This is a genomic window from Flavobacterium sp. CLA17 (assembly GCF_013112255.2).
Taxonomy (GTDB): Bacteria; Bacteroidota; Bacteroidia; order Flavobacteriales; family Flavobacteriaceae; genus Flavobacterium; species Flavobacterium circumlabens.
The window spans coordinates 1,501,711-1,526,533 of record NZ_CP068294.1; the positions used below are offsets into that span (position 1 = coordinate 1,501,711).

Here is a 24,823-nt window from a genome sequence, read left to right on the forward strand (position 1 = left end):
TTTATACAAAGATAGCAGATTGAATTGGTATTAATTGCCGGAAAACTATTTTTAGAACGTATTTAGGTAAATGAAAAAATCCTATTTTCTATCGATTTTATAGACTGTATTTTTGAAAATAGTGAGTAAATTTGTAATTCACTGATTATAATCCTTTCTCTAAAACGTTTTCTGAGAATAATAATCGAAATCGCATTTGGTACGTTTTTAATTAACAGAAACGTCGTAATTTTACAAAAAACACATTTATTATGAATTTATCACAAGAAGATTGGGTTGCCCAACTGGCTGCTGACGAGAATGCAGTTATACTTGACGTACGAACTCAGGACGAGTTTAATGACGGTTATATCGAAAATGCCGTTAATATTGATATTAATAAAGGACAAGGTTTTATTTACGAAATCGAAGAATTAGATAAAAACAAAAATTATTACGTGTACTGCCGTTCCGGAGCCAGAAGTGCGAAAGCATGTCAGGTTATGAACGAGTTAGGGATCGAAAATGCCTATAATTTACTGGGCGGAATCCTTGACTGGGAAGGCGAAACCGTAAATCCATAAAAAAATGAAGAGGCCTGAAAAGCCTCTTTTTTCTTTTCAAAAGCTATTAATAACCAAATTATAAATTACCGGACTATGAGTTTAATACCCGAAGAATTTCAGATTAAAACCCTCATCAATCAGGATACTTATCTTGTAAATGGGGAGCTAAAACAATGGACAGGCCAGACCACACCTGTTTTTTCTACCATTTCATCTACAGAAAAATATGCGCCAACTGTATTAGGTTCCATTCCGTTTATGGGAGAAAAAGAAGCTGCTGAAGTAGTTGAGGCTGCCAACGGTGCCTATAATAAAGGTCAGGGCTTATGGCCAACGATGAAAGTGGCTGACCGCATTAAATGCATGGAAAATTTCGTAAGACAAATGAAGGATACCCGTGAAGAAGTGGTAAAACTTCTGATGTGGGAAATTGGAAAAAACCTTGGCGATTCGCAAAAAGAATTTGACAGAACAGTAGAATATATTCAGGATACGATTGATAGTTATAAAGAATTAAACGGACGCAGCTCGCATTTTGAAAAAGTACAAGGTGTAAATGCCATGATTCGCCGTGGACCTCTGGGGGTTGTATTGTGCCTTGGACCTTATAATTATCCCTTAAACGAAACTTTTTCATTGCTGATCCCGGCTTTGATTATGGGGAACACGGTTATTTTTAAACCGGCAAAACATGGCGTTTTATGTATTTCACCATTATTACATGCTTTTAGAAGCAGTTTTCCTAAAGGTGTTATTAATATCGTTTACGGAAGAGGCCGCGAAATTGCATCTCCAATCATGAAATCTGGAAAAATTGATGTTTTGGCATTAATTGGAAACAGTAAATCAGCAATTGCATTGCAGGATCAGCATCCCAATAAAAACAGGTTACGTCTGATTTTAGGTCTGGAAGCTAAAAACCCTGCAATTATTTTACCGGATGCCGATTTAGATCTGGCTATTCAGGAATGTATTGCAGGAACTTTATCCTTCAACGGTCAGCGTTGTACCGCTTTAAAAGTTTTATATGTACATGAATCTATTGCAGAAGAATTTAACAGACGTTTTTCTGAAAAAGTAGACGGATTGTTGTTTGGAAATCCCTGGGAAAAAGGAGTTGCACTAACACCGCTTCCTGAAGCAGATAAACCAAAATATATTCAGGATCTAATTGATGATGCAACTTCAAAAGGAGCAAAAATCCTAAACGAAAAAGGAGGAAAACATACCGATAATTATATTTTTCCTGCCGTTTTATTTCCTGTAGATAAAAAAATGAGAGTGTATCATGAAGAGCAATTTGGACCTGTAGTACCCATTATTTCTTTTAAACATATTGATGAGCCTCTTGATGATATGGCCGAGTCAAACTACGGACAACAAGTAAGTTTGTTCGGAAAAGATATTAAAACTTTAGCACCTCTTATCGATTCTCTGGTAAACTTAGTTTGCAGGGTAAACCTGAACAGCTCTTGCCAAAGAGGTCCTGATGCTTTTCCTTTTACGGGACGTAAAGATTCTGCAGTAGGTACGCTTAGTATCCCGGATGCCTTGCGTTCTTTCTCTATTCGTACGTTCGTAGCTTCAAAAGATATCGCTTATAACAATGAAATCCTGCAGGAATTGCTGAACAGCAAAGAATCAAATTTCATTAATACCGATTATATTTTGTAGTTTCAGGGTTATATATTAATTGTAGATCACCGTCTTTTTCTTTTTTGAAAAGGGCGGTTTTTTTTTAAGTTACTGAGATTTTAAGATGCTGAGGTTCTAAGTTTTTATATGAAGGTTATTTTTTAATTTTCTATGCGACTTCGTTACTCTGCGATAAATTGAAACCCAAACTTAAAAATATCTTAGATAATTGTAACTTTAGGCAAAAAAGGACAACTAATATTTATAACAACTATATAAATAAACCAAATTCTCAAAACCACTTATGAAAAAAATTATACTAATTGGCTTTCTGTTTTTAATGCAATATGGCTTTTCACAAGAGCTTTATATGCCCAGAAATATTAAAGAAGCTTACGAAAAAGGAACTCGTTCTAAAGATGGTAAACCCGGAAAAAAATACTGGCAAAATCATGGTAAGTACACTATGGAGCTTACGGTGAATGCAGCTACCAAAGTAGTCAGCGGAACAGAAACTATCGTCTATGAAAACAACAGCCCTGATACTTTAAGAAATTTACCAATCCGCTTTGTAAATAATCTTCATAAACCATCTTCTCCGCGCAGTGGAACTGTCAACGATGATTTTTTAAGTGACGGACTAACCATTACTTTATTGAAAGTGGAAGGCGAAGTTTATAAAGAAGATGCCAGAAGCTGGGGTACGGTAGGGAATGTAAAACTTAAAAAAGCGGTTGCCCCGCATTCAAAAATTACAATCAATATCGACTGGAATTATCCTTTATCTAAAGAAAGCGGAAGAGAAGGACAAATTGACAATACTACTTTCTTTGTAGCGTACAGTTATCCGAGAGTAACCGTTTTTGATGATTATAACGGATGGGACAGATTGCCACATACCGATCGTCAGGAGTTTTACAATGATTTTAATGATTATGCTTATTCCGTAAAAGCACCCAAAAACTATGTGGTGTATGGTACCGGGGATTTATTGAATCCTGATGAAGTTTTACAGCCTGAATTTTCAGCACGTTTGAAAAAATCGTATAGAACTGATGAAGTGCTTCATATTGCTAATGAGCAGGAAATGAAAAGCGGTGCAGTAACCAAACAAAACGACTGGAATACCTGGAAATTTGAAGCTAAGAACATCTCAGATGTATGTTTCGGACTGAGTGATCATTATTTATGGGATGCCAGCAGTGTTTTAGTAGATAAAAAAACAAATCGCCGTGCCAGTGTTCAGGCAGCTTATGACGTAAAAGGGACTGATTTTGTAGCTTCCGTAAAAAACAATCAATATGCCTTAGACTGGTTTTCGAACAATTGGCCGGGAGTTCCGTATCCTTTTTCTAAAATGACCGCTTTTCAGGGATTTGCCGATATGGAATATCCAATGATGTGTAATGATTCACAAATGGGAGATCCTGTTTTTGCACAATTGGTACAAGATCATGAAGTGGCTCATACTTATTTTCCTTTTTATATGGGAATCAACGAAACCCGTTACGCTTTTATGGATGAAGGCTGGGCTACCACCTTCGAATATCTAATAGGAACGGCAGAACACGGAAAAGAAGCAGCAGATAAATTTTACAAACAATTTAGAGTGGCACAATACATAAATGATCCTTCAACGGAAGAAGATCAGCCTATTATCTCCATGTCCACGCAGGTTTCAGGACCGGGTTATGGAAATAATTCCTACGGTAAAGCTTCCCTTTCTTATATCGCTTTAAAAGATCTTCTGGGCGATGATTTGTTCAAAAAGTCATTGCACGCTTACATGGACAACTGGAATGGGAAACACCCAATTCCGTGGGATTATTTTAATTCAATAAATACTGCTTCAGGGAAAAACCTGAACTGGTTTTTCAATAACTGGTTTTTCACGAATAATTACATCGATCTTTCCGTTAAAAGTGCAGATGCCAAAGCTATTTCGATAGAAAATGTGGGTGGCTTTGCGATTCCGTTTGAGGTGAATATTGTGTATGCAGACGATACCAAAGAATCCCTTCATCAGACCCCTGCTATCTGGGAAAAGAACCAAAAAGTGACAACAATTACTTTAAAAAGTAAAAAGCAAATTAAAGAAATCACGGTTGACAATGGCATTTTTCTGGATGCTACACCCGTTAACAATACCTGGAAAAGCAAATAATTAAATTTTTTTAAAAAAAGTCTCTTTACTAAAGGGACTTTTTTTAATTTGCCTTTAAAAAGAATTAATTTTAAAAATTAATTTAAAATGTCTGGAGAAAAAGAGCTGCAAAAATTGCTTCAAAGCATGAAACCGGAACTAAATCAGGATGCCCATAAAGCCATGGAGGTTTTGAACAAATTTTCAAATTAGTATGGAAATCAAAGCAATTAAAGCGTCACAAACCTGGAAGATCAGACATGAAGTAATGTGGCCCGATCAGCCTTTTGAATTTGTACAACTGGACGAAGATGATTCAGGATTTCATTTTGGGGGTTTTATCGAAGAAAAGCTCGTTTCGATAGTATCCTGTTTTATTGATGGTGATGAAATGCAATTTCGAAAATTAGCTACTTTGGAAGACTATCAGGGAAAAGGAATTGCTTCTGAATTATTACATTTTATTTTAAAACTGGCAAAAGAAAGAGGATTAAAAAAACTCTGGTGCAATGCCAGAACAGATAAAAAATCATTTTATGAGAAATTTGGAATGTCAGATACGCATAAAATTTTTACAAAAACCGGAAAAAATTTTACCATAATGGAGATTTTATTGTAGAACAGGCACTCAAAAAACACCATGCCTGAATTTTTAAATATTCTGTTTTTAAAGTCCTGATTAATAACCTGATGTTTATTTATGCGGTTTGTTTTTTATCGAATTCACAATATCTTAAGCCTTGTCTTTTCAGGCGTTAAAGACCAAAAATAACAGAATGAAAAAATGAAAACGTTTTCGTTTCTGTCAACTTGTTAAGACTTTCTTATTTTATTTTTTTTATTCCGATCTTTTATTACTTTCGCACTCAAATGAGAAAGTTAGTAGTATTTTTAGTATTCATGAATTTCCTTCTGCTCGGCGGAGGGCAATATCTTAATGCTGAAACTCACCATAACGCTCATCACAATCTTGAGAAAAGACACCGCGTAAAATTCACGAATCAGGATCAGGGCAATTCAGTTATTGAAGAAGCCGATGTAGATCTTGACGAAGAATGTCTTGGTAATGATACTCTTAAAGATGGACTTTTAAATAAATTTTTTACAGCCAATTACAGCTTAGTAGCTAAACTTTATTTGACATTCTCTCGTCAGATGGTTGTAAATTCCTATAATCGTTTTGAATTCTTAGCGCCATCTTGTGGCGAGTCAAATCCTATCTATATTACTCAGAGAGTTTTAAGAATCTGATTCTACTTATACATCGGTTACCAATAAGCGTGATCATGCATAAGTGCGGACTGTATTTTTAAAATACTTTTTCATTCTACGTTTCACGTTTTATTCTGGCGACTGATTATATTCTCAGACCGGGAAAGTTTCTATTCCCAATTTCAATCGCTTAATTTCCATTTATTATACCATGAAAAGAATTGTCGTGTTAACGGGCTTATATGCCTTGTTGTGCCTTACCAGTTGTACATCAAAAAAAGAAGAAAAAGAAGAAGCTGAAAAATTTACAGTAACCAATCCTGTAAAAATTGATACTTCGTTTACCAAACAATATGTTTCGCAGATCAAATCTGTCCGAAATATTGAAATTCGTGCTCAGGAAAAAGGATTCCTGCAAAATATTTATGTTGATGAAGGCCAATTTGTAAAAGCAGGTCAGCTTTTGTTCCGAATTATGCCAAACATGTATCAGGCTGAATTGTTAAAAGCACAGGCTGAACAAAAATCAGTAGAAATTGAACTGCAGAATGCTAAATTACTGGCAGATAAAAATATCGTTTCCAAAAACGAATTAAGTGTGGCTCAGGCCAAATTGCAATCAGCAAAAGCTGAAGTTGCATTAGCAAAACTTCATTTATCATTTACCGAAATCAGAGCTCCGTTTGACGGAACTATCGACAGAATTCCGTTAAAATTAGGAAGTCTTATCGACGAAGGCGAATTATTGACAAGCCTTTCCGACAACAGTCAGATGTTTGCTTATTTCAACGTTTCAGAACCTGAATATTTACAATATCAAACTGATATAAAAGACCGTGCAGAAACCAAAGTAGGTTTGGTTTTAGCTAACGGAGAAACGTTTAAATACAAAGGTAATGTTGAAGTAATCGAAAGTGAATTTAACAACGAAACAGGAAATATCGCTTTCAGAGCAAGATTTCCCAATACAGGTAAATTACTTAGAAATGGTGAAACCGGACAGGTTCAAATGCTTGTGCCTCTTAGAAATGCTATCGTAATTCCACAAAAAGCAACTTATGAAATCCAGGACAAAAAGTACGTTTTTGTGGTGGATAAAAGCAATAAAGTAAGTTCAAAAGAAATTACGATTACAGGTGAAATTCCGGATTTATATGTCGTAAGCAGCGGACTTACTGAAAATGATAAAATTTTACTTGAAGGAGTTCAGAAAGTAAGAGACAACGACAAAATTAAATATGAATTCCAATCCCCTAAAGAGGTACTGAATCATTTGCGCCTTAAAGCAGAGTAAGTAGCAGTATTCAGTGTCAGTTTACAGTATTTAATAATGTGCAATTGGAATTTCACATTTCACATTTCACAATCTACAGTTTACATTTCACAGTCTGCAATGTTTTACTCCATTTGGTTTAATCATTAAAAAAATATAAAAATGTTTAATAAATTTATTCAAAGACCTGTACTGTCGATAGTGATATCGCTGATCATTGTCTTTTTAGGGGTATTGTCGGTATTGAATTTACCGATCACCCAATTCCCATCCATTTCGCCGCCAATGGTAAACGTTACGGCAGATTACCCGGGATCTAATGGTGAATTGATGATCAAATCGGTTGTTATTCCGTTAGAAAGAGCCTTAAATGGAGTTCCCGGAATGAAATATATGACTTCTGATGCCGGAAATGACGGTGAAGCGAGTATTCAGGTCGTATTTAATCTGGGTACGGATCCCAACCAGGCTGCGATTAACGTTCAGAACCGTGTAGCTTCGGTAACAAATAAATTACCTCCATTGGTAGTTAGAGAAGGTGTAAAGATTACCCGTGAAGTTCCTAGTATGCTGATGTATGTGAATCTTTACAGTACGGATCCAAATACCGATATGAAGTTCTTGTACAACTATGCAGATATCAATGTATTATCTGAGTTGAAAAGGGTAAATGGTATCGGATCCGGAGATATTTTAGGAACACGTGAATATGCCATGCGTATCTGGTTGAAACCGGATCGTATGTTAGCTTATAAAATATCTGCCGATGAGGTAATGGAGGCATTGTCAAGCCAAAGTTTAGAAGCTTCGCCTGGTAAAACAGGAGAAAGTTCCGGTAAAAGATCTCAGGCTTTCGAATATGTATTGAAATATTCCGGACGTTTTACAACCAAAGAACAATATGAGAATATTGTAGTACGATCTAACAGTAACGGAGAACTTTTACGTCTGAAAGATGTTGCCAAAGTTGAATTTGGAAGTTCGATGTACGATATTTATTCCAACTTAAATGGTAAGCCATCTGCTGCTATTGTATTGAAACAATCTTTTGGAAGTAATGCCAATCAGGTTATTGAAGACGTAAAAGCCAAATTAGAAAAAATCAAGCAAAAATTCCCAAAAGGAATGGATTATGAAATCTCCTATGATGTTTCTAAATTCTTAGATGCTTCTATCGAAAAAGTAATCCACACTTTGGTTGAAGCTTTTATTCTGGTAGGATTGGTAGTATTCCTTTTCTTAGGAGACTGGCGTTCCACGATTATTCCGGCGATTGCGGTACCGGTTTCGCTGGTCGGGACTTTTATCTTCATGACCTTCTTTGATATTTCATTGAACCTGATCACCTTATTTGCCCTTGTACTTGCTATTGGAGTCGTCGTCGATGATGCGATTGTGGTTATTGAAGCCGTTCACGCCAAGATGGAGGAAGAACATCTTTCGCCACTTAAAGCAACTAAAAAAGCGATGCACGAGATTGCAGGAGCTATTATTGCGATTACCTTCCTGATGGCTGCGGTATTTATTCCGGTTGCCTTTATGTCTGGTCCCGTTGGAGTATTCTACAGACAGTTTTCGATTACGATGGCAACAGCGATTATACTTTCCGGTATTGTGGCTTTGACGCTGACACCGGCACTTTGTGCAATGATGCTGAAAAATAATCACGGTAAGCCTAAAAAACAAACACCTGTAAACAGATTTATAGATGGCTTTAACAACAAGTTTAACCTGGCACAAGGGAAATACCAAAATGTATTAGCTAAAATCGTAAACAGAAGAGCTGTTACCATTATCGCACTTTTAGGTTTTTGCGCAGGAACATGGTTAATCAGTAGCACCGTTCCTTCCGGATTTATTCCGAATGAGGATCAGGGAATGTTTTATGCTATTATTCAGACTCCTCCGGGTTCATCATTGGAAAGAACCAATAATATTGCCGAGAAATTACAAAAAATTGCCGAAACGGTAGAAGGAGTAAAATCGGTTTCATCTCTGGCAGGTTATGAAATTTTGACGGAAGGTACCGGATCGAATGCGGGAACCTGTCTGATCAATCTTAAAGACTGGAATGACAGAAAGCAGTCCGTACAGGAAATTATGACGGAACTGGAAGAAAAATCGAAAGATATTCCGGGTGCCAATATCGAATTTTTCCAGCCGCCAGCAGTACCGGGATATGGAGCAGCAGGAGGATTTGAACTTCGTTTGCTGGATAAAACCGGTTCAGGTGATTACAGAAAAATGGAAACCATCAATAATGAGTTTGTAAGAGAACTGAACAAACGCAAAGAGCTATCGAATGTCTTTAGTTTCTTTAGTGCCAGTTTTCCGCAATACATGATGAAAGTAGACAATGATCTGGCGCAGCAAAAAGGAATTTCTATCGAAAATGCGATGAATACCCTGTCTACTCTTGTGGGAAGTAACTACGAAATAAGTTTCATCAAATACGGAATTAATTATAAAGTAATCGTTCAGGCAGCTCCGGAATACCGTGCACAGCCAGATGATATTTTAAAACTTTACGTAAAAAATAATCGTGATGAAATGGTCCCTTTTTCTGCCTTTATGAAATTAGAAAAAGTATACGGTCTTTCAGAGATTACGAGACATAATATGTATACTTCTACAGAAATTAGTGGTGGTGCCGCTCCGGGATATAGTAGTGGTACAGCAATTAAAGTAATTCAGGAAGTAGCTGCCGAAAAATTACCAAGGGGTTATGACATTGACTGGGCAGGTATTTCTGCTGATGAGGTAGCACAAGGAAATCAGGCCATTTGGGTATTCTTGATTTGTTTAGGATTTGTGTACCTGGTTTTAGCAGCACAATACGAAAGTTTTATTCTGCCATTATCGGTGATCCTTTCTTTACCGGCCGGTATTTTTGGAGCCTTCCTTTTATTAAAATTAACAGGATTAGAGAATAATATTTATGCTCAGGTGGCGATGGTAATGCTTATTGGTCTGTTGGGTAAAAATGCCGTATTGATTGTAGAGTTTGCCATACAAAGGCATGCTGCAGGAAAAACGGTTTTAGAAGCAGCCATGGAAGGTGCGAAAGCAAGGTTCCGTCCTATTTTAATGACTTCATTTGCTTTTATAGCCGGATTACTGCCACTTGCTTTTGCTTCTGGTCCGGGTAAAATTGGGAATAGAACAATTGGTACAGCAGCTGCCGGAGGTATGCTTGTAGGAACCATATGCGGGGTATTCGTTATTCCGGGATTGTATTACATTTTTGCCAAAATATCAGAGAAACACAAACTGGTAAAAAATGAAGAAGAGAATCCATTAACCGAAGAAATTGATGATAATCATGTATAAATTCAAGTTACAATATAGTATTGCGTTAGGTCTTTGTCTTGCAGCGGTGAGCTGCAAGGCTCCGCAGGCCACTACCGAAACGCCCAACAAAGCAGTTGTTCCTGAAGCTTACACCACTAGCAAGGATACAACAAATACGGCCGTTCTTCCGTGGCATGATTTCTTTAAGGATCAGAATCTGATCAATCTGATCGATACGGCCCTGAAAAATAATCAGGAATTACTGATCACTTTGCAGGAAATTGAAATCGCAAAGAATGACGTTCGTATCAAAAAAGGGGCTTATTTGCCAACCGTTGGTATCAGAGCCGGTGCAGGAGTAGAGAAAGTGGGAAGATATACCAGCCAGGGGGCAGGTGATGCTACTACAGAAATTAAGCCCGGTAAAGAAACACCGGATCCGCTTGGGGATTTTGTGGTAGCGGCTTATGCCAACTGGGAAGTAGATATCTGGAAAAAGCTGCGTAATTCCAAGAAAGCAGCAGTAAGCCGTTATTTATCGACCGTAGAAGGAAAAAACTTTGTAGTTACAAACCTGATTGCTGAAATCGCTAATTCTTACTATGAATTGTTAGCGCTTGACAGCCAGTTAGAGATTGTAAAACAAAATATAGAATTGCAATCCAATGCTTTAGAAATTGTAAAAATTCAAAAACAGGCATCCAGAGCAACAGAACTGGGGGTTCAGAAATTCCAGGCTGAGGTTATGGATTCTAAAAGCAAAGAGTTTGAAATTCTTCAGCAAATAAAAGAAGCGGAAAACAGAATTAACTTTTTGGTGGGTCAATATCCACAGGAAATTAAGCGAGATAGAAACAACTTTTTAAGTTTGTTGCCATCAACTGTTAATTCTGGGATCCCTTCTCAATTATTACAGAATCGTCCTGATATTAAACAGGCAGAAATGGAGCTTACAGCTGCAAAACTGGATGTAAAAGTAGCTCGTGCAGAATTTTATCCTTCATTGGATATTTCGGCTGCAGTAGGAGTAAATGCTTTTAATCCTTCTTACCTGTTGACATTTCCGGAATCGCTTTTGTATTCCTTAGCTGGTGATTTGGCGGCGCCGCTGATTAACAGAAATGCAATCAAAGCAGAGTTCAGTAATGCCAATGCAAGACAGCTTCAGGCTTTGTACAATTATGATCGTGTCGTTTTAAATGCCTATATCGAAGTTTCAAACGAACTTTCCAGGATTAGTAATTTAGAAAAAAGCTACGATTTAAAATCACAACAAGTAGCGGCTTTAAACACATCAATCGATGTTTCTAACGACTTGTTTAAATCTGCGAGAGTAGATTATTTCGAAGTGCTGATGACACAGCGTGATGCTTTGGAATCTAAATTAGAATTGATAGAAACGAAAAAAGACCAATTGAATGCTGCAGTCAATGTTTATAAAGACTTAGGCGGTGGTTGGAAATAAAAATTGTTATTAAGTTGTAGATTAAAACCTTTCGAGAGTTCGCTTTCGGAAGGTTTTTTATTTTAAATTAAGATGTAGTATTGGTCTTCAGTAGACTTTTTAGATTACTGTTTAGGTAGATTTCTCCGAATTAAAAAGGTATTTGGTCACCAGTGTAAAGAAAACCAGTACGTTCAGCGTAGTAGAACCAATTAACGTTATAATGATTTCGTCAGATAGATTTAGTTTGCCGAGACCTTTCCACATTAGTATAAAAAAGATACAGATACACCAGATGCAGGTAAAAGAAAAGATATATTCTGCATAACGTTTTCTTTCCAGCATGTTCTGATTTGAGTTTTGTAAATCTGATTGGTGTTTTTCATAAGAAATAAACTCAGAAATAGATACTGAACTCGTTGGCGCATTAGTGACATCGCTTATAAGACCGCCTAAATTAAAACTTCTTGCCATTATTCGCTGATTGGTTTGTTAACAAATTTCTCAAAATAGCTGCTCATTAAGTCGTTGGATATTTCTTTTTCATTATTTCTTTTCGCTTCCGTCCACGGAGACTCAGGAAGGTGAGTCCAGTTTGATAATTGTATGGCATTAAGATTTTTGGCTACTTCCAGAGCGAATTCTATAACGTCATCGGTAGCTTTGTCCAGTTCTTTATTTTGATTAAGAGAATAACTCAACGGAATTTTTTTTATGGCTGAGTTGCCATATTCTTTAAATTCGAGATAAACGTTTTTAATAACCGGACCGTAAGGCCAGACTTCAATAGGTTCCTGAATTAATGGAACGCCATTTTTGGCAAGATATAAACCATTGGCAATGAACAAAAGTTTTTGCAGGGACATATTAGAAATCTCAATGTCCTGTTCTTTTGCCCGTTTTAGAATTTCTCCGGATAAAAATAATGCTGACTGTGCCATTTCTAAAAATTTAGTTCAACAAATATAGCGTATATAATCGATACCGCTATAATTAGTATAAAAATTCCCACAAATATAAACGATTTTCATCTGAAATCAAAATTTTAAATAAAATCAGGTATTCCGGCGCAGTTCAGCTTCTCTCTAATCTGATTTCCCAGTGTTTAAAAATTTCCAAATCCAAAAAACATCTTTCTAAATTCTGTTGGATTTACGCCTCTGTGTTTTTTGAACATATTATTGAAATGGCTTTTATCGGTAAAACCAAATTCCGCTGAAATTTCATTAATACGCATGTCGGTATTCAACAGGCGGTTTTCAATTAATTTAAGCTTATAATTGGTCTGATATTCCTGTAATGTCTCATTGGTGTGTTTGCGGAAAAAACGGGCCAGATACGTCTCGGAAATTCCAAATTTATTACTGATATGAAATCCTTTTAGTTTTTCCGGATCATAAATATTCGCCTGTACGTATTGCAAAATGCGAACGACTTTCTGATCACTGTGATCGTTGATTTTTTCCGGAAGGCTCATCATTATGTTTCGTGCAATGATGACCAGCAAAGTTTTAATGTAATGAGAAAGCAATTCGGTGTGGTACAATCCTTTTTTGCTGTGTTCCCTGATAATGGCTTCCATAATGGGTTGAACAATAATAGTGTCCTCTTCATTTTTGATAACACAACCCGGTTCGTGTGAAGCATTTTTAAGGATTATTTCAATTCGCTGCAATAATTCCTGTTGATAAGCTCCGCCTAAGTAGTAATTATTAAATCGGATAAAGAATAATTGTGTGGGCACTTCAAAATCAAAACGGTGCAGATCGTCCGGAGTCAGCAAAAACAAATCACCTGTTTTGTAGGGCAGTTTATTGTTGTTAATGTGTTGTATTCCGCTGCCTTGTACTATATAGGCCAGTTCAAAAAAACTGTGCATGTGTCCGCCTCTTGGGCATTCTTCGGTTAAATCTTTCAGAACCAGCTCATAGGGTTCATGCAATACATCGTTTGTCATAACAAAAAAAAATACACTTTTAGAACATGATTTTACAACAATTTACAGTCAAATATTGCATAATTTTGCAATATAAATTTTTAATAATAACAATATTACAAAATATAAAAACATGAAAGCACTTATCCTTGAAGAATTTAGATCCGATTTTCAGATTAAAGAAATAGACAAACCAAACCCATACCGGCAAACGAAGAAGTTCTAGTGCGAATAAAAGCCATTGGAATCAATACGCTGGATAGGACTTTTAAGATTTTCCCTGAAAATATTGAACAAGTAGATTTGAGTCTTGAAAATCATTCTTTAAAAAACAGGGCAATTGTCCTTATTTGATTTTTGATAAAAAAAAAGGAAAAGAATTTAAACTCTTTTCCTCTTTTATATTTTATTTGCTTTGCGCTAAAAAATCACGAAACCACAATCCGGATTGTTTAATGGTCCTTTTCTGAGTTTCAAAATCAATATGGATAAGTCCGAATCTGGCGTTATATCCTTCAGCCCATTCAAAATTATCGGTGAGGCTCCAGACAAAATAACCATCAACATTATAGCCGTCTTTTTTGGCTTTCAGCAATTGTTCCAAGTGATCGCGAATATATTGTGTACGACGGATATCATATACTTTTCCGTTTTTGACTTCGTCAGGAAAAGCAGCTCCATTTTCTGTAATGATAATTTTCTTTATGTTTTTGTATGCATTAAATCTTTTGATCGTATGATACAGAGCAGGAGGGTAGACTTCCCAGCCCATTTCGGTAGAGATTACATTTCTTTTTTCTGCACTTACCAGCTCAGCGCCAATATACGGAGTAAGTAAAGAGGCTTTTACGATTTCCCTGGTGTAACATTGTAAACCAATAAAATCGAAATCAAAAGCCATATTATTTAGATCATCGTCCAGAATATAATTGTTGAGTTTTTTAAGAACCGACAAATCATTCTTCGGATATCCAAGTCCTAAGATAGGTTCTATAAAAGTCCTGTTGAGTAAAGTATCGACACGTTTTGCGGCTTCAACATCTTTAGGTCTCTCTGTTTCCGGTTCGATATGCGTACAGGAGAATGTAGTACCAATATTTGCCCCGGAAACATGCTCTCGTAAAATTTTTGCACCCGCAGCTGTGGATAAGGTCACGTGGTGCATGGCTTTAAGATAATTGGTCAGGCCTTTTCTTCCCGGTGCATGAATTCCCAGAAAATATCCCGCTCCTGTAAAGACAGACGGTTCATTGATCACCATCCAGTTTTTTACCCGGTCACCGAAGTGTTGTGCGCAAACTTCTGTGTATGCCGAAAACCAGGAAACCGATTCTCGATTGGTCCAGCCTCCTTTTTCTTCTAAAGCATGCGGTAAATCCCAATGATAAAGCGTAACCCAGGGTTCGATATTACATTCTAATAAAAAATCGATGATTTTGTTATAGTGATCAATACCGGATTGGTTTACAGGATGTATTCCGGTTGGCATAATTCGGGGCCAGCTGATAGAAAATCTAAAGTTGGGAATGTTTAATTCACGAATTAATTCAATGTCATTCTTGTAATAATTATAGAAATCACAGGCTGAAAGGGCATGATCACCATTTTTTATTTTACCTTTTTTCGAGGTAAAAACATCCCAGATAGAAGCTCCTTTACCATCTGCGTCGTGTGCTCCTTCAATTTGAAAAGCGGCAGTGGAAACTCCCCACAGGAAATCCTCTCCAAATTGTTCTTTATTTAAAAGTGCGTTTTCTGTTTTATTCATTTAAGTACTGCTTTCCTTTTATGATGTGAGTATATTAATGAAGGAAAGTAGATTGCATAGCTCTTAGAAAAAGCCATTCTTTAAAGGAAACTAAAAAATTTAAGCTGAAGAATCTCATGATAATTTGTTTTGATCAAATTAATAAAACAGATGTGAATTAACAGTAACGTAAAGGTTATTAAATAGTTAACTGTTTTTTTTGTTTAAGAATAACGAAAATGAGTTGAGAAATTACATTTGAATAAAATCTGATGATAATGTAAAGTTTCATCTTAAAATTATCTTAAAACATAAATTATGTAATAAAATCGAAAAATTGTAGAACATTCTTCAAGTTGTTTCCTGTTAATTTTGCCTTTATAACAAACAAATAATTAAACAAATCAGATCATGAAAAATTTAAAACAAATATTATTCGTAGTAGCTTTAGGCTTAGGTATGTTTGCAACATCTTGCAGTAACGATGATAATGAAGGAGAAACTATTGTTCCTATTCAGGGAAAATACAACCTTAGTCAGCAAGGTATTGTTGTAGACGGTAAAGAACAATTGGTTGATGCTATTGAAAACGCAAGTGGTTGTAACAGAGATTACTTAGACTTAAGAGTAAGTAACGCAGCAGTAGAAGGTGATTATGACGGTTCTAATTGTGCCTTAGTAGAAACTACAGGAACTTACGTAAGATCTCATAATGATTTGACTCTTACTTTCGGTGGTGTAAGTACGACTTCAGATATCATGAATCTTACCAACAAAGAATTAAAAATAAAAGATAAAGCTACAGGTGTAATTACAGTTTATACCAGATAGTAAAAAACTTTAGTTCAAACCCTGATCTTTATGGATTGGGATTAAAGCGGAAACAACTTCATAAGTTGTTTCCGCTTTTTTTATTTTTAAGTTACTGGGATATAAATATCAAAGCATGCACCTTCATCTGGTTTTCCCTGGGCGGTAATAAATCCGTTATGGTTTTCTGCAATTTTTTTTACGATGGCAAGGCCAATTCCGGTTCCGTTGTACAGTTCCCTTCCGTGCAGACGCTGGAATACTTCAAATATTTTGGTGTTGTACTGCTGGTCAAAACCAATACCATTATCTGAAATGCTGATGTGACAGTATTCTTTGTTGTCACTAAGCACTTCGTAATTAAAGTTTTTGCCTTTATCTATGGTACATTTTATTTTTATGACCGGTGCAATTTCCGGTTTTGAAAACTTGATAGAGTTGCTGACGAGATTATAAATCAATTGTCTGAATTGAAATGGAATAACTCCTAATTCACAACCTTCAATGATATCAATAGTGGCATTTTTTTGTTCCAGTTCTTCTCTTAAATCTTCTTTGACTTCATTGATGATTTCAGAAAGGTCTGTTTTTTCAAATACCCTTTCTAAAGTACTGGTTCTGGAGTAGGAAAGTAAATCATTAATTAAGGTCTGCATTCTTTGGGCCGCATTTTGCATTCTCTGGAATTTGTCTTTCCCGATTTCAGACAGATTTTTAGATTCCCTTTCTATGATTTGTGTTGCAAAAGTCTGGATTTTTCTTAAAGGTTCCTGCAAATCATGGCTTGAAATATAAGCAAACGACTGAAGTTCTTTATTCATCTTTTCGAGATCAATATTGTTTTTCTCCAATTCTTTTGTTCGTTCTGCAACCTGTTTTTCTAACTCATGGGTAAAAGCTTTCTCAGTCTGGATATCTGTAAAAGCACCAACCCATTTTATGATGGTATTGTCTTTATCTAAAACCGGTTCACCAATTGCAGTATGCCATCGGTAATCCCCGCTTTTACTTTTTATGCGAACATCGCAACGGTAAAGTTCTCCTGTTGCCAGACTATGACTCCATGTTCTGGCATTTTCTTCAAAATCATCCGGATGAATGATAGATCTCCATTCTTCTTCTCCTTTTGGATGAATTCCGGTAAACTCCAGCCATTTTCCCGAAGCAAACAAAGCATTTCCTTTTTCGTCTGTTTCCCAGATTAGCTGAGGAATACTTTCTGTCAACGAACGGAAACGTTTCTCACTTTCTTCTATTTTCTTTCTGGCCTCAACTTTTTCCGTTACATCAATTAAGGTTATTTTTATTCCTGAAAGTGTGTCATCTGTCTCATTTAAGGGCGCGTATTCAAAATCGATATAAAATTTTTGTTTCCCGTTTTCACTGTCAATGAATATTGGGGATTCGGATTCGGAATGCACTTTTCCGGTTTTAGAAACTTCACTTAAAAGTCTTGCATATTTTTGCTGCTTAAGCTCCGGGAATACATCAAATATTTTTTTGCCCTGAACATCGCTTTCTTTTCTTTTCCAAATGTTTTTCAATAGTGCTACATTGGCCATTTCGATTATTAAATCGCTGCCTTTAAGTATTGCTTTTGGTACAGGAGATTTCATCACCAGATTGCGGAATCTTTTTTCGCTTTCCTCAATTTTCTGCTGATATTGTTTTTCTTCTGTAATGTCTCTTACGGTACCCAAGAGCTTTTCCGGCTGGCCTTCTAAATCATAGAATACTTTTCCTTTGGCTTCTACCCAGTGAATAGATTGATCCTCCCAGATTAATCGGGCTTCATAATTAATATATCCTGAAACAAAAGCCTCTTTAAACGCCTTTTCTCTGATATGAAGATCATCAGGATGCAGGTGTTTTACCAGCTGAGCGTGGCTTAAATTTAAGTCATTTTTGTTTCCTGTAACAATTTCTATATATCTTTTGGAGTATTGGAAGTCTTTGGTTTTTACATTCAGTTCCCAAGTGCCAAGTTCGCTGGCTTCTACGATAATGTTTAGCCTTTCTTCATTAAGCTCTGTTTTTTTTCGGGTATCTACTTTTTCGGTTACTTCCGTTACGGTAACTATTATACCCGAAATTTCGCCATTTTCTTCTTTTAAAGGATGATACAGAAAATCAAAATAGAAGATTTCCTCTTCCTGACCGTATCGGTTTAAGGGAATAGGAACCTCGTATCCATGATAGGGAATGCCAGTTTTTAAAACGCCTTCTAATAGTGAATTTACGGCTTCTCTGACTTCCGGTAAGGAATCGAATAAAGGGCTGCCTACAAAACCAGCTTCTTCTCTGCCAACCAGTTTCAGGTAAGCTTCATTTGCCATTTCGACCATATAATTGGGGCCGCGTAAAATACTTATTCCAATAGGAGCCTGTTTTACAGTATTACGGAAACGTTTGTCGCTTTCTTCTATTTTTTTCTTGGCAACGTTCAGATCGGTAAGGTCAACCCCAGTGTTCATTACGCCATAAATAGTACCATTTATGTCATACAATGGTGTTAAGCTATAATTGAAATAATGCGTCTGTAGTTTGCCTTCTATCGTCAGGTCAAGAGGTGTATTTGTGGTGTGAAATGATTTTCCGGTATCTAATACATTTTTTATCTGCTCAAATACAAGCTGATTATCGAGTTCCGGAAGTACCTCTTTAAATGATTTTCCGATAACATTATTTCCTTTTCCCCATAAGTTAATGATTGATTCATTGGCAAGTTCAATACGCATTTCTTTTCCGACATAAACCGCAATCGGAAAAGGAGCATTTTCGACCAATTGTCTTATTTTCTGCTCGTTTTCTATTACTTTGGAGCGTGCCAGTACCTGTCCCGTTACTTCAATCGCTATTGCTACAATACCCGAAATACTTCCGTCAGGTTCTGTCAGTGCTTCATATACAAAATTGATATACGTATTTTCTGTCTGTCCTTTTCGGGGCAGCTGCACCAGTTGCTCGTTGGCAGTAAATTTTTCCCCGGTACGATATACATGCTCCAGTACATCTTCGAGATATTGATTTTTTGTTTCGGGTAATGCTTCAAAAATAGATTTGCTGAGTACGTCTTCACTTTGTACGCCCCATAATTCAATCATTTGTTTATTGGCAATTTCAACAATATAATCTTTACCTCTAAACACACACATGGCAACAGGAGCCTGCATGATATTATTCATGAACCTTGCATTACTTTCTTTTAGTGCTTCGGTGGCTTTTTTCTTTTCAGTCGTTTCTATAACAGTAACCAGAATGCCGCCAACTTCTCCATCTTCTTTTCTAATAGGACTGTAGGAAAAATCGAAATAGCACTCCTCTGTAAACCCATTTCTGTTTAAAGGCACCATGAAATCCGGAAAACTAACTGCTTTCCCGTTCCTTACATCACTGAACAGCGGGCCTATAATTTCCCAGATTTCAGAAAATGTAATCTCTGAACTTATTCCTAAAGCCTGCGGGTGTTTGCTGGAACCAAGAATTGGACGAAAGCCATCATTGTACAATTGGGTATAGTTTTCACCCCAGGCTATATACATTCCAAAAGGATTATGAAGCATAACCGTTACCATGGTTTGAAGACTGTGCGGCCAGTTTTCAGGATCTCCCAAAGAAGTTTTGCTCCAGTCTTTAGCACGAATCTGTTCGCCCATTTCTCCACCACCGGCTAGAAAGTAATGCTCATTATTGGTACGGCCCATTCAAATAAAATTTAGGGTTGAAGGATGAATTGCTCTTTTACAGGTTGTTCGAAATTATTTTCGGCAGTTATGGCAAGTGCATTTCCGATCACTTTTTTTAATTTAGAAAAATCACCCGGCTTCCTGATGTAATATAATGCCCCTTTTTCATACACGGTATCCACAATATTCATGTCAAGTGAAGTCGAAAAGATGATCACCGGCAGTTTTTGCAACCTGACGATTTCTTTTATTTCGGTAAGACATTCAAAACCATTTTTTCTGGGCATATTCAAATCCAGAAAAAGTATGTCGGGAAGATTTTCAGCAGACTTATCAGATAAAAAATCCATAAGCTGTACACCGTCATTAACCGTTACAAGTGATACTGGTAAAAGCAGTTCGTCAAGTGCTTCTTTAAAGAAAGCACAATCATCTTCGTCATCGTCCGCTAATAAAAGATTGTAATTTTGTTTCATTTTGTTACTGTGAAATTTAATGTGATGCGATTTTGGTATAAAAAAGCAAATCTTTTCAGACTCACCCGGAACGCATTTTATTAGAATGTTTAAAAAGTTCCGGTCATTTTATGTGTGTAACAGACAATTAAATTCAGGACTACTAAAATGGACCGACTAATCTAAATTGTGTGTGGCTTTTATTCTGCTAATATAAAACTAATTTTATTACGTTTTTCGTCAAATTTAGTCAATTTAAGCAAGAAAAAAGAGAGAAAAATGGTGTCCCGCTTTTAATTAAATTGATTTTAAAAGCTTTTAGTCAAAAATAGTTACTTCAAAAGTTTTACTTCTTTAGGACACCTCTATTTTTCCCGTTACTCTTTTAGAATTGTTGTTGGTCGAAATAGTGTGTGGCAGAATACCTATTTACTTTAAATTTAGACTTTAATTCGCTTACAAACACCAACATAAATATGAATCCGATTAGAACTTCTTTTCTGCTACTGAGTATTTTCTTCGTAACGCTATCAATTAAATCTCAGGAATTGGTGAAATCCCCCGCACCATTTGGTCCTTTGCCTACACAAAAGCAACTGGACTGGCAGGAAATGGAGTTTTATGCATTTGTGCATTTTTCGTTAAATACCTTTACCAATAAAGAATGGGGCTACGGAGATGAATCACCGGCGTTGTTCAATCCGACCCATTTAGATGTACGGCAATGGGCACGGGTTGTTAAGGAAGCAGGCATGAAAGGAATTATACTGGTTGCCAAACACCATGACGGATTTTGTTTGTGGCCATCGGCCTATACCGAACGATCCGTGAAAAATTCTCCCTGGGAAAACGGAAAAGGCGATTTGGTAAAAGAACTGGCTGCAGCCTGTAAAGAGTATGATTTAAAACTAGGCTTATACCTGTCTCCCTGGGACAGAAACCACCCTGACTATGGTAAACCGGAATATATCACTTATTTCAGAAATCAATTGAAAGAATTACTGACCAATTACGGTGATGTTTTCGAAATGTGGTTTGATGGTGCCAATGGTGGTGACGGCTATTATGGAGGAGCAAATGAAACCAGAAAAATAAATTCGCTGGAATATTACAATTGGGATGAAACCTACAAATTGATCTATAAAATAGCGCCAAAAACACTGGTTTGGGGAGTCGGACCTTCTGAAGCCAGATGGATTGGAAATGAAGAAGGCCGCGCCGGAAAAACAAACTGGAGCCTTTTGCGCCAAAAGGACGAACTGGCCGGAAAAGTACATTATACAGAATTTATGTCCGGACATGAAGACGGAGAAAGATGGGTTCCCGGAGAAGCTGACGTTTCGATACGACCGGGATGGTTTTACCATGCGGTGGAAGACGATAAAGTTCGTCCGTTAGATGAAATGGTCGATATCTATTACGAATCAATAGGGCGAAATGCCACTTTATTATTGAATCTTCCGGTGGACAGAAGAGGTTTGGTGCATGAAAATGATGTTATAAGATTAAAAGAATTAGTAGCCACTATACAAGCAGATTTCAAAACAGAACTATTGGCCAAAAGCAAAGTAACCGCTAATAATGTTAGAGGAAACAGTGCCGAATTTGCTGCTAAAAATGTCATCGATGGCAATAAAGAGACCTTTTGGGCAACAGACGATAATGTCAAAACGGCCTCTATTGAATTTGTTTTTGACCAGCCAACTGCAATTGACCGCATCCTGCTTCAGGAATACATAAAATTAGGACAGCGTGTGAAAGCCTTTACGGTGGAAGCTAAAGTTGAGGGGCAGTGGAAAACGATTGCTAATGAAACGACCATTGGCTACAAACGAATTTTAAGACTGGAAAGAGTTGTGGCGTCGGCACTTAGAATAAATATTACCGATTCGAAAGCCGGTTTGGTTATTTCGAATATTCAGGCTTACAATGCACCAACATTTGTGCGCGCTCCCGAAATTAAACGCAATAAAAACGGAACGGTTATTATTACTTCTGAACCGGGAAATTCGATATATTATACCGTTGACGGTAAAAAACCAACCCTAAAAAGTAAGCTGTATCAGGGAACCTTCACATACAATGAGGCAGTTCAGATAAAAGCGATTGCCATTAATAATGAAGAAGACATAAGCAGTGCCGTAAATACAGCAAAGTATGGAATTTCTAAAGAAAAATGGAAAGTGCTTTCTGTCTCAGGCGGAGATCTCAAAACTGTAAACCGTATTATAGACGGAAACCCGAATACAGATTGGGGTTTTGGGAATGCGTCTGATAAACTTCCACTGGAAATTACCTTAGATATGGGAGCTATTCTGAAAATAAAAGGCTTTACGTATGTTCCGCAGCAAGTAGGAAACAATCTTAACCTGATCTCCAATTATGAATTCTACACCAGCACAGATGCTGTAAACTGGACCAGACAGTCGGAAAGTGAATTTTCGAATATTAGAAATAATCCGATTGAGCAATTTAAAGTTTTTAAGGAGGTTAAGACCCGATATTTGCGTTTTGTTGCAGTTTCGGCAGTAGGGAAAGGACAGGCGGTTTCGATCGCAGAAATAAACGTTATCGAATAGTATTTGTCACGATTAATTAGCCTTCCTTTTTTTTAAAGTTTCTAATTATGTCTTTTGCCGAAGCTATTACGTTATTAGTCGAATTTTTAATTTTTTACATTCATAAATATCTAATTTTAACATATTAATAAATGAATTAGAGACAAATGATTAAAGAAGGTATACACTTTAAAGAAGCCGGAAAGTTTGAGGAAACACGTTTTGAAAAGATTCATAATGTGATTTTCGAATCGTCTCAGGAAGCTTCGGTATTAGTTGCTCAGGAAATAGCCAATATAATTCAACGGAAAGAAGAATTAAATGAACCTTGTGTTTTAGGGCTGGCTACAGGATCTTCTCCGATTAAAGTTTATGAAGAATTAGTTAGATTACATAAAGAAGAAGGTTTGAATTTTTCGAACGTAGTAACCTTCAATCTGGATGAATATTATCCGATGGACCGAAATAACATTCAAAGTTACCATCATTTTATGCATGAGCACCTTTTCAATCAGGTGAATATTCTTCCGGAAAATATCAATATTCCTAACGGAAATATAAGCAATGAGGATTTACAGCAATATTGTATTGATTATGAAATGAAAATTAAAGCCTATGGCGGATTAGATTTTCAGCTTTTAGGAATTGGAAGAACTGGACATATTGGTTTTAACGAACCGGGATCGCACGTAAATTCAGGAACTAGAAGTATTACGCTGGATCATTTAACACGTATCGATGCTGCCTCTTCGTTTTTAGGGATTGATAATGTACCCAGAAAAGCAATTACAATGGGAATTGGTACCGTAAAAAATGCCAAAAGAATTGTGCTTCTCGGATGGGGAATCAGCAAAGCGGGAATTATAAAGGAAACCATAGAAGGAGAGATTTCTTCACGAGTACCGGCAACGTATTTACAAGAGCACAACAACACAACATTTGTTTTAGATACAGAAGCTTCGTCTGAATTAACCAGGGTAAAAACACCGTGGCTGGTTAAATCGGTGATTTGGACAGAAGAGCTAAAACTGAAAGCGGTTGCCTGGTTAAGCGAACTGACTAAAAAACCTTTCCTTAAATTAACCGATAAAGATTATAACGACAATGGTATGTCGAGCCTGTTGACCGAAGAAGGAACGGCGTATGACCTGAACATTAAAATGTTCAACAAAATGCAGCAGACGATCACAGGATGGCCCGGCGGAAAACCAAATGCAGACGATACGTACAGACCGGAACGCGCCACTCCGGAAAGAAAAAGAATCATCATTTTCAGTCCGCATCCGGATGACGATGTGATTTCGATGGGAGGAACTTTTGACCGGTTGGTAGAGCAAGGGCATGATGTTCATATTGCTTATCAGACTTCAGGAAATATTGCAGTTTCGAATGAAGAAGCTTTAAAATTTGCTGAAATTTCAAAAGCGTTAAACGCCAATTCTGTTGAATCTGAAAATATCATCCACTTTTTGAAAAGCAAAAAGAGTAACGATATTGACTTATTGGAAGTCAGGAAATTAAAAGGATTAATCAGAAGAAGTGAGTCTTTGGCAGCCACCCGATATTTAGGCCTGCCGGATACCAATGTCAATTTCCTGGACCTTCCTTTTTATGAAACCGGAACAGTAAAGAAAAATAATCTTTCGGAAGCCGATATTGAAATTATGTGTGATATCATCGAAAGAATACAACCGCATCAGATTTACGCAGCCGGAGATTTGGCAGATCCGCACGGAACGCACAAAGTGTGTCTGGATAGTTTGTTTGAAGCCTTAAAAAGACTGAAAAGCAAAAGTTATATGGATGATTGCTGGGTATGGCTCTATCGCGGAGCGTGGCATGAGTGGGAATCCTACCAAATTGAAATGGCAGTTCCGATGAGTCCGGATCAGGTGCTGAAAAAGCGCCATGCAATCTTTTATCATCAGTCTCAAAAAGACGGCGTTATGTTTCAGGGAGATGACAGCAGGGAGTTTTGGGTTAGGGTGGAAGACAGAAACAGACTGACAGCAGAAAAATATCATGCTTTAGGATTAGCAGATTACTCGGCTATTGAAGCATTCAAACGTTATTATTTTTAGTTTTCAT

17 protein-coding genes are annotated in these 24,823 nt (G+C 36.8%); 11 read left to right on the plus strand and 6 right to left on the minus strand.

Features of this window, described 5'->3' with window-relative positions:
- Window positions 1-251 precede the first annotated feature (251 nt).
- From HAV12_RS06705 to HAV12_RS06740, 8 genes are all read left to right on the plus strand, one after another.
- Window positions 252-563: a rhodanese-like domain-containing protein gene (locus HAV12_RS06705; protein ID WP_127339532.1), complete on the plus strand. Its 312-nt coding sequence runs from the start codon at window positions 252-254 to the stop codon at window positions 561-563.
- Window positions 564-638: 75 nt separating this feature from the next.
- A complete protein-coding gene (locus HAV12_RS06710; protein ID WP_171568971.1) occupies window positions 639-2,219 on the plus strand; it encodes an NADP-dependent glyceraldehyde-3-phosphate dehydrogenase in 1,581 nt (526 codons plus the stop codon).
- A gap of 265 nt (window positions 2,220-2,484) precedes the next feature.
- Window positions 2,485-4,344, plus strand: a complete 1,860-nt coding sequence (locus HAV12_RS06715) for a M1 family metallopeptidase (RefSeq protein WP_171568972.1) — start codon at window positions 2,485-2,487, stop codon at window positions 4,342-4,344.
- A 193-nt stretch (window positions 4,345-4,537) separates the two neighbouring features.
- Complete coding sequence (locus HAV12_RS06720) at window positions 4,538-4,942, plus strand: GNAT family N-acetyltransferase (RefSeq protein WP_171568973.1); 405 nt, start codon at window positions 4,538-4,540, stop codon at window positions 4,940-4,942.
- 251 nt (window positions 4,943-5,193) lie between these two features.
- Complete coding sequence (locus HAV12_RS06725) at window positions 5,194-5,574, plus strand: hypothetical protein (protein WP_171568974.1); 381 nt, start codon at window positions 5,194-5,196, stop codon at window positions 5,572-5,574.
- Window positions 5,575-5,746: 172 nt separating this feature from the next.
- On the plus strand, window positions 5,747-6,829 hold the full coding sequence (locus HAV12_RS06730; RefSeq protein ID WP_171568975.1) for an efflux RND transporter periplasmic adaptor subunit: 1,083 nt from the start codon (window positions 5,747-5,749) through the stop codon (window positions 6,827-6,829).
- A 141-nt stretch (window positions 6,830-6,970) separates the two neighbouring features.
- A complete protein-coding gene (locus HAV12_RS06735; protein WP_171568976.1) occupies window positions 6,971-10,138 on the plus strand; it encodes an efflux RND transporter permease subunit in 3,168 nt (1,055 codons plus the stop codon).
- On the plus strand, window positions 10,131-11,564 hold the full coding sequence (locus tag HAV12_RS06740) for a TolC family protein (RefSeq protein ID WP_171568977.1): 1,434 nt from the start codon (window positions 10,131-10,133) through the stop codon (window positions 11,562-11,564). Before HAV12_RS06735 ends, HAV12_RS06740 begins: the two co-directional genes overlap by 8 nt.
- A gap of 111 nt (window positions 11,565-11,675) precedes the next feature.
- Here the strand turns inward: HAV12_RS06740 and HAV12_RS06745 are convergent, their stop codons facing one another.
- The 4 genes from HAV12_RS06745 to HAV12_RS06760 all read right to left on the minus strand — a co-directional run bounded on the left by HAV12_RS06745 (window position 11,676) and on the right by HAV12_RS06760 (window position 15,247).
- Window positions 11,676-12,017: a hypothetical protein gene (locus HAV12_RS06745; RefSeq protein WP_171568978.1), complete on the minus strand. Its 342-nt coding sequence runs from the start codon at window positions 12,015-12,017 to the stop codon at window positions 11,676-11,678.
- Window positions 12,017-12,484 (minus strand): Panacea domain-containing protein, encoded by a 468-nt coding sequence (locus tag HAV12_RS06750; protein WP_171568979.1) that lies wholly within the window; start codon window positions 12,482-12,484, stop codon window positions 12,017-12,019. Before HAV12_RS06750 ends, HAV12_RS06745 begins: the two co-directional genes overlap by 1 nt.
- 164 nt (window positions 12,485-12,648) lie before the next feature.
- Window positions 12,649-13,500 carry an AraC family transcriptional regulator gene (locus tag HAV12_RS06755; RefSeq protein ID WP_171568980.1) on the minus strand — a complete coding sequence of 284 codons (852 nt, stop codon included), beginning with the start codon at window positions 13,498-13,500 and terminating at the stop codon, window positions 12,649-12,651.
- Between the two features lie 385 nt (window positions 13,501-13,885).
- Window positions 13,886-15,247, minus strand: coding sequence for a GH1 family beta-glucosidase (locus HAV12_RS06760; RefSeq protein WP_132034572.1), 1,362 nt, complete (start codon window positions 15,245-15,247; stop codon window positions 13,886-13,888).
- A 390-nt stretch (window positions 15,248-15,637) separates the two neighbouring features.
- Here HAV12_RS06760 and HAV12_RS06765 point away from each other — a divergent pair, with 390 nt between their 5' ends.
- Window positions 15,638-16,057 carry a lipocalin family protein gene (locus HAV12_RS06765; RefSeq protein ID WP_132034574.1) on the plus strand — a complete coding sequence of 140 codons (420 nt, stop codon included), beginning with the start codon at window positions 15,638-15,640 and terminating at the stop codon, window positions 16,055-16,057.
- Between the two features lie 86 nt (window positions 16,058-16,143).
- Here HAV12_RS06765 and HAV12_RS06770 read toward each other — a convergent pair whose 3' ends face one another.
- Complete coding sequence (locus HAV12_RS06770; RefSeq protein WP_171568981.1) at window positions 16,144-19,740, minus strand: PAS domain S-box protein; 3,597 nt, start codon at window positions 19,738-19,740, stop codon at window positions 16,144-16,146.
- Between the two features lie 11 nt (window positions 19,741-19,751).
- Entirely contained in the window at window positions 19,752-20,198 is a 447-nt protein-coding gene (locus tag HAV12_RS06775; RefSeq protein WP_132034578.1) for a response regulator, read from the minus strand.
- 455 nt (window positions 20,199-20,653) lie between these two features.
- On the opposite strand from HAV12_RS06775, the gene HAV12_RS06780 reads away from it, so the two are divergent.
- Window positions 20,654-22,756 (plus strand): alpha-L-fucosidase, encoded by a 2,103-nt coding sequence (locus tag HAV12_RS06780; protein ID WP_240345241.1) that lies wholly within the window; start codon window positions 20,654-20,656, stop codon window positions 22,754-22,756.
- Between the two features lie 146 nt (window positions 22,757-22,902).
- A complete protein-coding gene (gene nagB / locus HAV12_RS06785) occupies window positions 22,903-24,816 on the plus strand; it encodes a glucosamine-6-phosphate deaminase (RefSeq protein ID WP_171568982.1) in 1,914 nt (637 codons plus the stop codon).
- Window positions 24,817-24,823: the final 7 nt, after the last annotated feature.

Bases quoted from the DNA above. Each gene is read 5' to 3' on its own strand.
- HAV12_RS06705 (WP_127339532.1), top strand. From the start codon at position 252: ATGAATTTATCACAAGAAGATTGGGTTGCCCAACTGGCTGCTGACGAG.
- HAV12_RS06710 (WP_171568971.1), top strand. From the start codon at position 639: ATGAGTTTAATACCCGAAGAATTTCAGATTAAAACCCTCATCAATCAG.
- HAV12_RS06715 (WP_171568972.1), top strand. From the start codon at position 2,485: ATGAAAAAAATTATACTAATTGGCTTTCTGTTTTTAATGCAATATGGC.
- HAV12_RS06720 (WP_171568973.1), top strand. From the start codon at position 4,538: ATGGAAATCAAAGCAATTAAAGCGTCACAAACCTGGAAGATCAGACAT.
- HAV12_RS06725 (WP_171568974.1), top strand. From the start codon at position 5,194: ATGAGAAAGTTAGTAGTATTTTTAGTATTCATGAATTTCCTTCTGCTC.
- HAV12_RS06730 (WP_171568975.1), top strand. From the start codon at position 5,747: ATGAAAAGAATTGTCGTGTTAACGGGCTTATATGCCTTGTTGTGCCTT.
- HAV12_RS06735 (WP_171568976.1), top strand. From the start codon at position 6,971: ATGTTTAATAAATTTATTCAAAGACCTGTACTGTCGATAGTGATATCG.
- HAV12_RS06740 (WP_171568977.1), top strand. From the start codon at position 10,131: ATGTATAAATTCAAGTTACAATATAGTATTGCGTTAGGTCTTTGTCTT.
- HAV12_RS06745 (WP_171568978.1), bottom strand. From the start codon at position 12,017: ATGGCAAGAAGTTTTAATTTAGGCGGTCTTATAAGCGATGTCACTAAT.
- HAV12_RS06750 (WP_171568979.1), bottom strand. From the start codon at position 12,484: ATGGCACAGTCAGCATTATTTTTATCCGGAGAAATTCTAAAACGGGCA.
- HAV12_RS06755 (WP_171568980.1), bottom strand. From the start codon at position 13,500: ATGACAAACGATGTATTGCATGAACCCTATGAGCTGGTTCTGAAAGAT.
- HAV12_RS06760 (WP_132034572.1), bottom strand. From the start codon at position 15,247: ATGAATAAAACAGAAAACGCACTTTTAAATAAAGAACAATTTGGAGAG.
- HAV12_RS06765 (WP_132034574.1), top strand. From the start codon at position 15,638: ATGAAAAATTTAAAACAAATATTATTCGTAGTAGCTTTAGGCTTAGGT.
- HAV12_RS06770 (WP_171568981.1), bottom strand. From the start codon at position 19,740: ATGGGCCGTACCAATAATGAGCATTACTTTCTAGCCGGTGGTGGAGAA.
- HAV12_RS06775 (WP_132034578.1), bottom strand. From the start codon at position 20,198: ATGAAACAAAATTACAATCTTTTATTAGCGGACGATGACGAAGATGAT.
- HAV12_RS06780 (WP_240345241.1), top strand. From the start codon at position 20,654: ATGAATCCGATTAGAACTTCTTTTCTGCTACTGAGTATTTTCTTCGTA.
- nagB (WP_171568982.1), top strand. From the start codon at position 22,903: ATGATTAAAGAAGGTATACACTTTAAAGAAGCCGGAAAGTTTGAGGAA.